This is a genomic window from Croceitalea sp. MTPC6, assembly GCF_036985525.1.
In the GTDB taxonomy this organism is placed as follows: domain Bacteria; phylum Bacteroidota; class Bacteroidia; order Flavobacteriales; family Flavobacteriaceae; genus Croceitalea.
The window spans coordinates 351,063-364,208 of sequence record NZ_BTGR01000002.1 but is presented as its reverse complement, the minus strand read 5'-3'; the positions used below and the strand labels follow the sequence as shown (position 1 = coordinate 364,208).

Genomic DNA, 13,146 nt, shown 5'->3' with positions numbered 1-13,146 from the left:
TCTCGAGAAGTTATTAACACGAAATCGTTTTCGCATGTTGTAATTTTTGAAAACTTGAAAATTAACATAATTTTTATATATGTTTAACTCTTGAATTTAAATTAACTAAACTTAAAATTAATTATTTATGAAGATTACGCTACTTAAAAGCTTGTTTTTGTTAGGGGCATTCATTTGCTTTGGCACCTTACAAGCACAGACAGTATCGGGTACGGTTTCTGATGCTACAGGCCCATTGCCGGGTGCAAGTGTTGTCGTTAAAGGTACTACCAACGGTACACAGACAGATTTTGATGGTAATTATACTCTAAATGATGTGGCAGCTGACGCTACCTTAGTCTTTAGCTACATAGGTTTCTCTGCTCAGGAAATTCCTGTTAACGGACAAACGACTATCAATGTAGTTTTGGAGGAAAATGCTAGTGAATTGGACGAGGTTGTAGTCGTTGGTTATGGTACAACAACCAAACGAAGTACTACCGGTGCTGTTGAAAGTGTTAAAGCAGAAGAATTTAACAAGGGGGTTATCGTAAATCCTCAACAGTTAATTCAAGGTAAAACTGCCGGTGTACAGATTTCAACCACTAGTGGTGAGCCAGGTGCCGCGGTAAATGTTAGAGTTAGAGGAACTGCATCTGTACGTTCACAAAACAACCCTCTTTTTGTAGTTGACGGCGTACCCTTAAATGGAGCCAACACCACCGCTTCAACAGGTGGAGGTACTGTCGATGGAGGTTCTGATATTGGAAGTTCAGGTTCTTTGGATCCTTTGAGTTTCTTAAACCCAAATGATATTGCGAGTATTGATATTCTTCAAGATGCCGCTTCCACAGCCATCTATGGTTCCAGAGGTGCAAATGGGGTTGTTCTCATCACGACAAAATCTGGTAGTTCAGGACGGGATATATTGGAATTTTCTTCTACTTTCTCAGTAGGATACGTTGGTAATCGTCCAGAAATAGCTTCCAGGGAGCAATTCTTGGCTGCCCAAAACACTATTTCTGGTGGTTCTTTTGTTCCCGGCGATGGTAATGTTGATACTTACGATGTAATATATCGTACATCTTTTACCCAAAATTATAACCTAGCTTACGGTGGTGGTGGTGAGAACGGAAATTATAGAATCTCAATGGGCTATCAAGATCAAGAAGGTGAAGTTGAAAACAGTACGTTTGATAGGTTGACTGCTCGGTTTAACGCAACGCAGCGATTCTTTGACAACAAGTTGAAATTAAGTACACAAGCTACTATTTCCAATGTTGAAACCCAGAGACCTCCAATTACAAACAACCCAAATGCAAGAGGTGATTTGCTTTCAGCTTCCATAGGTTGGGACCCTACTCAACCTCTAACAGGTAATGGCACGAGAGACCAAGGTTTTATAGCTGGATTCAACCAACCATCAAATGAAAGAAGGAATCCGTTAGCACTTTTAGAATTGACTCGCGCAACCTCTAGCACATTACGGGCTCTTATTAATGTGTCGGCACAATATAAAATAACAGATAACTTGACTATCAATACCTTGGTAGGCCTTGATAAATCTACCTCTTCAGCAGCTTCAGCAGAATCAAGAAATTTTGCTGCCAACGGGACGTTAGACAATGGTAGAGCGAACTTGGATGAAATTGACTTGACCAATACCACCTGGGAATCCTATTTAAATTACAATAAGGAGTTCGGGGACGATGTATTGGATGTTGTTCTAGGACATTCCTACCAAGAGTTTGTAAATGAAACCATTACTCTCCGCGCATTTAACTTTGAAACCCCAGATTTGTTTCAAATGATTAACAATATCGCAAGAGCACAACAATTTGCTGCCAATACATCTCTTGAGAGAGATGAATTACAATCATTCTTTTTACGTACCAATTACTCTTTGAATGGTAAATTCAATTTCTCAGGAACTGTAAGAATAGATGGTTCATCACGATTCGGTGATAATAATCGCTATGGTACTTTCGGAGCAGTGGGTGCTTCTTGGGCACTTGACCAAGAGGATTGGTTTCCAGAATTCTTTGACACCTTTAAACTTCGAGCAAACTGGGGGGTAACCGGTAACCAAGAAGGACTTGGATCCAACAGATTTATTGAACGCCAACGTTTTAACACTGGAAACCAGAACGATCCCGGGGCCATAAGTACGGTAGCTTTTAATAACGCAGATTTGCAGTGGGAGGAGAATGAACAATTGAGTATTGGGGTTGACTATGGTTTTCTTGATAATAGAATTACAGGTTCTGTGAACTACTTTAAAAGAACGACCTCCCAGTTCTTATTGGAAGTCAACAGTGCGCAACCTGCTCCACAGCCGTTTGTTTTTGCTAATGTAGATGGGGATATCGTTAATTCCGGTGTGGAATTTACTATTAATGCGATTCCTGTACAGACCGAAGACTTTAATTGGGATTTGAACTTTAACATTACCTACACGGATAACATTCTTGAAAATTATACAGGACCGGCTATCGATGCAGGGCAAATTAATGGGCCTGGGCTGTCTAGAGCTTTTGCACAACGTCTGGCTAACAACCAACCTTTGTTTAGCTTCTTTACAAGGGATTGGCAAGGTTTAGATGAGAATGGAGGTAATATTTTTGGCAGTGAAGGTGCTCAAATCTTTATCGGAGAAAGTGCTTTACCTGATTTTTCTTTGGGTTTCACCAATAATTTTAACTACAAAAATTGGGATTTAAGCTTGTTCTTTAACGGACAGTTTGGTCAATCCATATACAACAACACTAGAAATGCGTTCTCCACTATTCCTAACCTATCTCAAGGTAGAAATGTATATGCGGACACATTGCCTTTGGTTGGAGTTGAAGATCCTTTTAATCCTCAATCGGTCTCTTCAAGGTTTGTAGAGGATGGTTCGTTCTTAAGATTACAAAACGTAACGTTGGGCCACAATTTTAATGTGGGAGAAGGTAGTGTATTTAGTAGCTTAAGATTGTTCCTTAATGCGCAGAATTTGTTTGTTATTACGGATTACACGGGACAAGATCCTGAGATATCAACAGATAGAACCCTAAATAACTTACCATCCTTGGGAATTGATTTGACTTCCTACCCAAGACCTACTACCTTTTCACTAGGTGTTAATGCAAGTTTTTAAAAAAAAAGAAATGATGAAAAAAGATTTTTTACAGAACAAATTGATCAAAACACTTGGTGTAAGTTTACTTTTAGTGACTTCCCAAGCATGTACAGACCTAGAACCCAACTTTCAGGATTCTATTTCCGTTGAATCAGACGGTGGTAGTTTCAGTGGAGTATCAAGTGCCTCATCGAGTCTTGAGGCGCTCTACACCAGTGGTGATAGTGATGGAATAGGGCTTTTCCGCCAAGATTCCCAAGAAAGCTCATATGCGCTGATGGAGGTATCCGCAGAAAATATCGCCGTATTGACCAGGGGTGCCGACTGGGGCGATAATGGGGTTTGGCGTACGTTGCACAACCATACCTGGGATCCAAATCACTTTTACGTACTACAAGCTTGGAATAGGCATAATGCAGCAACATTTCGCGCAAATCAGTTGATTGATTCACGTTCCAACGCGAATCCTAGTCAATTAGCTCAAGCTCAAGTTATACGTGCGTTTCATGTATATTCTATACTGGATTTCTTTGGCCAAGTACCAATAAGGGGAGTGGATGATGGTCCAGATGTGAACCCTACAGTGTTATCCGCTCAAGAGGCTTTTGCCTTTATTTTAGACGATTTGAACACTGCGCTATCTAGTGGTAACCTTTCCTCCAATGGTCCCGATGCACCTTTGAAACCCGCAGATTCAGGAGCAGATAGAGCTGGAACTTTGTCTGGGGTAGGAGAGGCATTCGCACGTTTCTTAAGAGCTAGGGTGCAGTTAAATGCTATTCACCTTGTAGGCTCAGAAGGAGATATGAATCAGGTCATTTCAGACATCAATGCAATAGAGGCACTAGGCTTTCAGCTTGACGGTATCGGAGCTGATGATCCTGATAATGATGAAAGTTATTTTGATATATGGGATCCTGCCAATAATACCAATCAAGAAGTAATTTTTATGCTTGAAGGTGACATAAGAACACGTATGTACAATCAACTACACCCTAATCAAGGGGGTTGGAACGGTTTTGTCACCTTGACGGAAACCTTTAGACTTTTTGGTACCGACGATGTAGCTCAGGATGCACGACTTGGACTTCCAGGTGAGGAAGTAGCTGGTGTATCTACCGGTTATATCAGAGGGCAACAACGAAATGTTTCTGGTGAAAACCTTACGGATAGACAAGAGAATCCTCTAGTTTATGAGGACGTTATTCTCACCAATTTGGAAGTGAACAATGAACGTAATGGTATTCGAATCGTTAAAAATCCTCAACGAGCTGCAGATGGAAATCTACCAGGAGATACTTTTAGGGATTTTGCTTGGATGCGTTTCTCCGATGCAGTACTCATGCGTGCTGAAGCCACCCTAAGAGGTGGTACTGGTGGACCGTCAGCTCTTGCTGATGTAAACGCCATACGAGAGCGAGCAGGTGCTGCACCGTTAGGAAGTGTTACTTTGGATGACATGCAAGACATCATCGCCAGGGAACTGAATGCCGAAGGAGTAATGGGAGGTAGAAGAGCAGTTCAACTACGATTTGGAACTTTTGCTTCAGACACTTGGGAAATGAAAAACGTTACAGATGCATTTAGGGTTAAGTTTCCCGTTCCAGCAGCCGCTTTGGCCACAAATCCAAATTTAACTCAGAACGAAGGATATTAAATTTTCTAAATCTTAAAATCCAAGAAGGGAGCTCATAAAGAGCTCCCTTTTTATTTTTAATTAAACAAAAGGTTGCTTTAAATATTCTGCATTCAATTATGAAATTTTAAATTGATTATTTAGTTTGGATAAAAATTATAATTGTATAAATAGGACAAAGAAGTTCTTATAATTTTATATTGCATTCATTATTTAAATTACATAATACCCATTTAATGAAGAAAAGATTTTTCTTATATCTCTGCTTTTTATTCATGATTTTTGTTGGATGTACCAAAACTTCTAAAGAAAATAAATCTAATAGTCTAGATACTCAACTATTCTCCAAGTTGAATCCAAATGAGACCGGTATTGAATTTATTAATGAAATAACCAACGAAGAAGACTTTAATATTTTCTTATACCGAAACTTTTATAATGGTGGCGGTGTAGCCATAGGAGACATTAACAACGATGGGCTTCCAGATATTTATTTAACAGCAAACAGAAAGAAAAACAAACTTTATTTAAATAAAGGCAATTTTAAATTTGAAGATATTACTAATAAAGCGTGTGTATCTGGTGACAAAGCTTGGTCAACAGGAGTTGTTATGGTAGATATAAACGCAGACGGGTTGCTTGATATATATGTGTGCAATGCTGGCAATATAAAAGGAGATGACCAAAAAAATGAACTCTTCATCAACAATGGCGATTTAACCTTTACAGAAAAAGCAGAACAATATAACCTTGCCAATAGCGGTCTCTCTACACATGCAGCGTTCTTTGATTATGATAAAGATGGGGATTTAGACGTATACATGTTGAACAACAGTTTTATTCCAGTGGCTAGTTTAGGTTACGAAAACAAAAGAGATATAAGAGCCAGTAATTGGGATGTTCCCAACGCTCTCAAAGGGGGAGGCGATAAATTATTGCGGAATGATAATGGAATCTATACCGATGTAAGTGATAGTGCGAATATCTATGGAAGTCTAATTGGCTTTGGTCTTGGAGTTACCATTGGTGATATAAACAATGACCTTTATCCTGACATATACGTTTCCAATGACTTTTTTGAACATGATTATCTATATATCAACAATCAAGATGGCACATTTACAGAAGACATCAAGAGCTGGATAAACCATTTAAGTTTATTTTCCATGGGGGCAGATATGGCAGATATTAATAATGATGGTAAATCTGACATTTTTGTTACGGATATGTTGCCCAATGATGATAGAAGATTGAAAGAAACCACCACGTTTGAAACCTTTGATATACATCAGCTAAAACTCCAAAATGACTACTATTATCAATATATGCAGAATACATTGCAGTTGAACCAAGGTAATGTTTTCTCTGAGATTGCAAGTTATAGTGGTGTTTCGGGAACAGACTGGAGCTGGGGTGCATTAGTCTTTGATATGGATAACGATGGCTATCGAGACATTTTTGTTTGTAATGGTATCTATCATGACTTGACGAATCAGGATTTTATAGATTTCTTCGAAGACGTAACAAGGCAACAGACAGCTGTTTACGGAAATAGAGATCAAAAACAAGCGGTAATTGATAAAATGCCATCAACACCTATACCAAATTATGCCTTTAAAAATAATGGCAACTTAACTTTTTCTGATGTTAGTAAAGATTGGGGATTTGAAAAACCAAGTTTCTCTAATGGCGCTGCCTATGGAGATTTAGACAATGATGGAGACCTCGACCTCATAATTAACAATGTGAATCAAGAGTTGTTTGTTTATAAAAATAATTCTGAAAAGAGTTCAAAAAACTACATTAAGATATCCTTGGAAGGCAAAAAACCAAATACGTTTGGTATTGGAAGCATCATAGAGGTTTTTAAGGACAAGCAAATTTTTAGACATGAAGTAATTCCTTCAAGAGGGTTTCAATCTTCAGTAGATTATACAGCAATAATTGGTATTGGTAAATATCAAGATGTAGATTCCTTGATGGTTATATGGCCCGATGATAAATTTCAAATTATTGAGAAACCATCTATCAATTCAACTCTAATTCTAAAACAAGAAGAAGCACTGGAAGATTTTAAAATTTCAAAGAACAAGAAGTCACATCTTTTTAAGGAGGTTGATAATACTTTAGCCAAACACAATGAAAATAGACATATTGATTTTGATTATGAAGGTTTAATTTCTGAAATGCTTTCTCAGGAAGGCCCTGCTATGGCAGTCGCAGATGTAGATGGAGATGGAAATGATGATATTTTTATTGGTGGTGCCAAAGGCCAAACCGCTAATATTTATCTTCACAAAGGAGGAGGCACCTTAAAAGCAATGAGTTCCTTAAATGCTTTTCGCTCAGACAGAGGTTATGAAGATACAGCCGCGGCTTTTTTTGATGTAGATGGAGATAACGATGTTGATTTGTTTGTTGGTTCCGGCGGGAATGAAATGAGTGAGTCGAATACATATAAAAATCGCTTATATATAAACGATGGCAATGGAAATTTTAAGAAAAGTATCTATGACATACAAAGTACAAATCATAATGTTTCCGCTATTGCCCCAGAAGATTTTGACAATGACGGCGATATTGACGTCGCAATTTTAAGTCGTAGTGTTCCGGGAACATATGGAATAAACCCCAAACACTTGTTTTTAGAAAATGATGGTACAGGGAATTTTTATGATATAACTGAAAGTAAAGCATATGCCCTTAAAGATATTGGCATGCTCACGAGCGCATCTTGGCAAGATATCGATGGAGATTCAAAAAAGGATTTGATTCTGGTAAGTGATTGGGGGACTCCAAAAATTTTAAAAAATAACGGAAGACGTTTAAGTTTATACAGTACCAATTTGGACAGCATCTCTGGTTGGTGGAATACTTTAAATGCAACTGACATAGATAATGATGGAGATATAGATTTAATCTTGGGCAATAAAGGAACTAATACTACTTATAAAGTCAGTAAAGAAAGTCCATCAAACATGTATATAAACGATTTTGACGATAATGGCACCATAGAACAAATTGTTACACGGTTGGTAAATGGCAGACAAGTTCCCATAGCATTGAAAAGGGAAATGACAAACCAAATTGTTTCAATGAAAAAAGAAAATTTAAAATTTTCTGACTATGCAAAAAAAAGTATTGATGAGCTATTCCCGAAAGAAATACTTGAAAACGCTATAGTTAAAACAGTAAATACTAATGAAAGTTTGATTGCACTAAATAAAGGTGGTGGACAGTTCTCAATAAAGACACTCCCAGAAGAGGTGCAATTTTCTTGCGTATGCGCCATCAACTGCTCAGATACAAACAATGATGGAAAGTTAGATATTGTTCTTGGGGGCAATGATTTCGATTTAAAGCCTCAGTATGGTCGTCTAGATTCAAGTTACGGAAATATTCTTCTGGGAACTGATAATGGTAATTTTGAATGGCTCCCAAATGAGGAATCTGGATTTTTTGTAAAAGGTGAAATAAGGCACATTCTTTCTTTGAAAGATAACTCTGGAAAAAAATATTTCGTTGTTGGTAGAAACAACGATTATCCAAAACTATTTACACTGAATTCTCCTTAATCCAATTAATAATTAAGTATATCATACATTCGTTTGAAAAAGCAAAAATGTAAACGTTTACATTTTTTATTTGTATGTTTATATAAGTTATGATGTCCAAGGCAATTTCTTTCGCTTTTACAATATTAATACTCCTAGGCACATTTTTAGGTTATATATCACCTGCACTGGCACTGGGCATTGGTATGGTTAGCGGAATTTTTAGGCTCAGTGATGTTAAATTCTTAGATAAAAGCAAAAAAATTCAAAAACTTTTACTACAAGCATCTGTCGTTGGCCTTGGTTTTGGAATACAGATCAAAGAAGCAATGGCAGTGGGTTCAAATAGTTTTTTTGTGACCCTAATAACTATTGTGCTGGTTTTTATAATCGCCTTTGTGTTAGGTAAAATATTAAACTCGGATAGGGTTACTACAATTTTAGTAGCATCAGGAACCGCAATTTGTGGTGGTAGTGCGATAGCTGCTGTTAGCCCTAGCATAAAAGCTAATTCCAATCAAACATCTATTTCATTGGCTATTGTTTTTTTATTAAACGCAATTGCTTTATTTATTTTTCCATCCATAGGTCATTACTTCCAACTATCTCAAGAACAATTTGGACTATGGTCTGCTATAGCAATTCATGACACAAGCTCTGTTGTCGGTGCAGCAGAATTATTTGGTGAAGAGTCTCTTAGCATAGCAACAACCACAAAATTAGTGAGAACATTATGGATCATTCCCTTAGTCCTAATAATTTCTTTTGGTTCTGAGACTAAGGGTAAATTTAAATTTCCATGGTTTATATTGGGGTTTTTAGCGGCCATAATTTTAGCGTCATATTTACCCAATTTAGATACCATTTTTGAGCAGGTTGTATGGGTGTCTCGAAAACTGCTCATTTTTACCCTATTTTTAATTGGCTTACAAATAAGTATTGACCAATTAAAAAAACTAGGTTTTACTATAGTAATTGTTGGAGTGGCAACTTGGTTAATTTTGGCAGCACTATCACTCTTTTACATTATAAACTTTGGGTAATTACTTAAAATCCGAACTGTTATTAAATAAGGTTAATCTATAAAATGGCTGGAATAAAAGATATTGCTAAAAAGACTGGTTTATCACTAGCCACAATATCTAGGGTTTTCAACGATAGTAATCTGGTTTCAAATAAAACCAAAGCAAAGGTTTTAAGTGTGGCAAAAGAACTGGATTACCAGCCTAACCTAATGGCCGCCGCCTTAAGGAGCGGTAAGAGTAAAATAATAGGTGTGATAGTTCCAGAAATAAACAATCCTTTTTTTAGTGCTATTATAAATGGTATAGAATTAAGGGCTAGCAAGCTCGGGTATAATATAATTATTGCCCAATCGCACGAATCAAGTCAAAAAGAAAACAGAGCTATCCAATCTTTATTAAAACTTAATGTTGAGGGTATTCTAATCTCAGTCTCAAAACAGACTGATTATTTACCAATATTGGCCAAACTCAAATCAAATAAAGTGCCAATGGTCTTTTTTGATAGAACACCACTTGAAAACGATATTGACCAAGTAATACTAGATGATTATAAAGGGGCATATATTGCCACAGAACACTTAATTAACCAAAATTGTAAAAATTTACTGCATATTGTGGGCGATTTAGAGGTATCAATACATCAGAGGAGAAAAGATGGATTTAAAGATGCTCTAGCAAAAAATGGAATTCCCATCAGTAAACAACGGTTCCTGAGTTTAGAAATGGATGTTAATCAAGATACTTCCAAAATTAGATTATTGCTGCAAAGCAAACTTCCTGTTGATGGAGTTTTCGTACATGGCGATGAAACTTGTCTTTATGTCCTCAATATTTTAAAGGATTTAAAAATCAAAGTTCCAAAAAAAGTAAAATTAGTTGGTTTTGGAAATACAAAATTCAGTATGCTTAGCCACCCCAAATTAAGTACAATTGATCAAGGCTGTATTGAAATGGGGACGTATGCTTCAGAAATACTTATAGGGCAATTAAAAAGTAAAACTCCCTTACCAACTCAAAAAAAAATACTTCCTCCAAAATTGATTATCAGAGAATCTTCAGCTACTTAACAAATTAGAATGCCAATAACTGGGACGCCTGTTTTTTGAGAATTTCTGAAGTGTCAATATTCACGTTATTGCTTTCCTTGTCAAGCAACTTATATATGGAGGATATAGGATTTTTATTTGGGTGAACGTACATACCCAAATGATTTAAAACATCCGCTAAATGGTCCATACCCCTTAAATTACCAGCTCTACCAGAAGCTATACCGGTTATACAAGCTTTTTTATTGGCAAAACTCTCATTATATGCCCTTACCGATATTGAATCTAAAACCAATTTTACAATACCGGGATAACTACCATTATACTCAGGTACAAAAAACCAAAATTTATTCGCAGGTATAAAATAGGTGTTCTGTATATTCTGTATAATTTCAGGCTGCTCAGAATCTTTGTACATGGTTTCGCTCACAAGGCTTCCATCTAAACTCGACAAATCCAAAAAACGTATTTCTTCGTCAGTATTCTTCTTTAGTTCTTCAAAAACAAATTTTGCAAAATGCACCGTTTTATTATTGCTTCGATTAGAACCTGATATTACTGTAATCATACCCCTGATATTATAATTCTTAAAAAGATATCAAAACTAATTATTTTTATAATGTAAACGTTTACATTTTTGAATAATTTAATTACATTTGGAAATAAATCAAATCTTGTCCATGCTATCAAAGAAAAATATATCTCCCTACATCATAGGTACTATGCGTTTGGGTACATGGGGCAGTAAATTTAGCCAAAGTGAGTATGAGCATTTCATTGAAGAATGCATAGCCTTGGGCTTTATAGATTTTGACCATGCCGATATATATGGACACTATACTACTGAGACCGAATTCGGTAATGTCTTAAAATCTAAACCGGAACTTCGAAAGAAAATGAGGATAACCACTAAGTGTGGTATCAAGCTAGTTTCTGAAAATAGACCGTCACACACTATTAAGTCTTACGACCTATCCGCCAAACATATTTTAGCCTCTGTAGACAAATCACTCGTAGAGTTGGGGACGGATTATTTAGATGTGTTGCTGATGCACAGACCAGATTATTTGTTTAATCCTGAAGAAATTGCTGAAGCGTTCGAAAAATTGAAAAAACAAGGAAAAGTGTTATCCTTTGGAGTATCAAACTTTTCGCCATCACAATTTGATCTATTAAACTCGTTCACTCCTTTAGTGACTAATCAGGTAGAAGTATCATTGTTGCATAGGAACGCTTTTGAAGATGGTACTTTAGACCAATGCCAAAAATTAAAGGTTATTCCGTGTGCTTGGTCTCCCTTGGGTGGCGGGGCGCTCTTTAATGATTCAAAAGACCCTATCATTACAACTATAAAGGGAAAACTCAAGATATTGGCTGATAAGTATAGTTCAGCTCCCGATCAAATATTGTATGCTTGGTTACGAAAACATCCTGCTGGAATAATCCCTGTGTTGGGCACTTCAAAAATTGAACGTATTAAGACTGCCAAAAGAGCACTTGACATAACATTAACCCATGAAGAATGGTATATGTTATGGGAAGCTGCATTAGGTAGAGAAATTGATTAAATAAAAGAATATGGATAATAAAATTCAAATTAGGTCACCACATCTAGAAGGCGCAGAAGTTTCTTGGTTTGCTCCTATTTGCAATGGCGATGACCGTTATTTAGGTGAACGTGACATGCAATATAAAAGCACTTTTGAAAATGCTTCAGAAATATTGCTGACTGCTGATAAGTACGGCTATAGAAACATCTTATGTCCATCTTCATATCAAGTTGGACAAGACACCTTGCCCTTTGTCGCAGGCGTTGCTCCAATGACAAAACAAATTAACCTCTTGGCCGCAGTACGCTGTGGAGAAATTCATCCACCAATGCTGGCTCGTACCTTGGCTACCATAGACCATATGCTTGAAGGTAGGTTTACCATCAATATTATTTCATCAAATCTACCTGGTGAAGATTTATCATCTGAGGATCGCTACCAAAGATCTAGAGAGGTCATTGAAATACTTAAACAATCGTGGACCAAAGATGAGATTGACTTTAAAGGCCAGTTTTACAAAATGAAACTGCCCTCCAGTCCAGGAAAATCATATCAAAAAAATGGTCCACTTTTATATTTTGGGGGATATTCTCCTGCCGCTGTCGATTTATGTGCAGAACATTGTGATGTATACCTAATGTGGCCAGAAACAGAAGGAAATCTGTTGAAATTAATGGAGAATATGAGTAATAAGGCTGCTTCCTATGGGCGTAAGGTAGATTTTGGGCTGAGAGTTCATGTGGTTGTCAGGGAAACTGAAGAAGAAGCTCGAGAATATGCTGATAGTATTGTTTCAAAATTAGAAGTTGAACAGGGTAAAGAAATGCGCGAACGTGCCTTAGATGCAAAATCATACGGTGTCAGTCGACAAGCTGAAATGCGTGAAAAATCTAAAGATGATGGCTACGTGGAACCTCACATGTGGACAGGGATTGGAAGAGGACGATCGGGTTGTGGCGCAGCTCTAGTAGGTAACCCCGACCAAATCGTAGCTAAATTAAACCAATATATGGAAATGGGAATCAGGGCATTCATTTTCTCAGGCTATCCGCATAAAGAAGAATGTGAAAGGTTTGCAAAGCTTGTTTTGCCAAGATTAAAAACTTTTTCAATGCCAATTGCCCAAGGAAAAGTTTCAGAAGAAGAACCAACATCGCCTTTAGCTGGTGGCATAAGAGTATAACAACTAGTTTTAAGTATATTTTTCCAAACAAAGTCTTATCTTATATGCTCAA

Annotated in this window: 8 protein-coding genes; 7 read left to right on the top strand and 1 reads right to left on the bottom strand. The window is 36.9% G+C overall.

Annotated features, from left to right (window positions below; genetic code table 11):
• Positions 1–127 precede the first annotated feature (127 nt).
• From AACP56_RS06065 to AACP56_RS06045, 5 genes are all read left to right on the top strand, one after another.
• Positions 128–3,118, top strand: coding sequence for a SusC/RagA family TonB-linked outer membrane protein (locus AACP56_RS06065; RefSeq protein ID WP_339336876.1), 2,991 nt, complete (start codon positions 128–130; stop codon positions 3,116–3,118).
• A gap of 13 nt (positions 3,119–3,131) precedes the next feature.
• Entirely contained in the window at positions 3,132–4,757 is a 1,626-nt protein-coding gene (locus tag AACP56_RS06060) for a RagB/SusD family nutrient uptake outer membrane protein (RefSeq protein ID WP_339336874.1), read from the top strand.
• 215 nt (positions 4,758–4,972) lie between these two features.
• The gene (locus tag AACP56_RS06055; RefSeq protein ID WP_339336872.1) at positions 4,973–8,311 is read left to right on the top strand and encodes a VCBS repeat-containing protein; all 3,339 of its coding nucleotides are present in this window, start codon (positions 4,973–4,975) and stop codon (positions 8,309–8,311) included.
• Between the two features lie 92 nt (positions 8,312–8,403).
• Positions 8,404–9,333 (top strand): YeiH family protein, encoded by a 930-nt coding sequence (locus AACP56_RS06050; protein WP_339336870.1) that lies wholly within the window; start codon positions 8,404–8,406, stop codon positions 9,331–9,333.
• A 44-nt stretch (positions 9,334–9,377) separates the two neighbouring features.
• Positions 9,378–10,382 carry a LacI family DNA-binding transcriptional regulator gene (locus AACP56_RS06045; RefSeq protein ID WP_339336868.1) on the top strand — a complete coding sequence of 335 codons (1,005 nt, stop codon included), beginning with the start codon at positions 9,378–9,380 and terminating at the stop codon, positions 10,380–10,382.
• 4 nt (positions 10,383–10,386) lie between these two features.
• Here the strand turns inward: AACP56_RS06045 and AACP56_RS06040 are convergent, their stop codons facing one another.
• Positions 10,387–10,929 (bottom strand): NADPH-dependent FMN reductase, encoded by a 543-nt coding sequence (locus AACP56_RS06040; RefSeq protein WP_339336866.1) that lies wholly within the window; start codon positions 10,927–10,929, stop codon positions 10,387–10,389.
• A 112-nt stretch (positions 10,930–11,041) separates the two neighbouring features.
• On the opposite strand from AACP56_RS06040, the gene AACP56_RS06035 reads away from it, so the two are divergent.
• Both AACP56_RS06035 and AACP56_RS06030 read left to right on the top strand, forming a co-directional pair.
• Positions 11,042–11,929: an aldo/keto reductase gene (locus AACP56_RS06035; RefSeq protein ID WP_339336864.1), complete on the top strand. Its 888-nt coding sequence runs from the start codon at positions 11,042–11,044 to the stop codon at positions 11,927–11,929.
• Positions 11,930–11,939: 10 nt separating this feature from the next.
• Positions 11,940–13,094, top strand: a complete 1,155-nt coding sequence (locus AACP56_RS06030) for an LLM class flavin-dependent oxidoreductase (RefSeq protein WP_339336862.1) — start codon at positions 11,940–11,942, stop codon at positions 13,092–13,094.
• The last annotated feature ends 52 nt before the right edge of the window (positions 13,095–13,146 follow it).

Bases quoted from the DNA above. Each gene is read 5' to 3' on its own strand.
- AACP56_RS06030 (WP_339336862.1), top strand. From the start codon at position 11,940: ATGGATAATAAAATTCAAATTAGGTCACCACATCTAGAAGGCGCAGAA.
- AACP56_RS06040 (WP_339336866.1), bottom strand. From the start codon at position 10,929: ATGATTACAGTAATATCAGGTTCTAATCGAAGCAATAATAAAACGGTG.
- AACP56_RS06060 (WP_339336874.1), top strand. From the start codon at position 3,132: ATGAAAAAAGATTTTTTACAGAACAAATTGATCAAAACACTTGGTGTA.
- AACP56_RS06065 (WP_339336876.1), top strand. From the start codon at position 128: ATGAAGATTACGCTACTTAAAAGCTTGTTTTTGTTAGGGGCATTCATT.
- AACP56_RS06055 (WP_339336872.1), top strand. From the start codon at position 4,973: ATGAAGAAAAGATTTTTCTTATATCTCTGCTTTTTATTCATGATTTTT.
- AACP56_RS06035 (WP_339336864.1), top strand. From the start codon at position 11,042: ATGCTATCAAAGAAAAATATATCTCCCTACATCATAGGTACTATGCGT.
- AACP56_RS06045 (WP_339336868.1), top strand. From the start codon at position 9,378: ATGGCTGGAATAAAAGATATTGCTAAAAAGACTGGTTTATCACTAGCC.
- AACP56_RS06050 (WP_339336870.1), top strand. From the start codon at position 8,404: ATGTCCAAGGCAATTTCTTTCGCTTTTACAATATTAATACTCCTAGGC.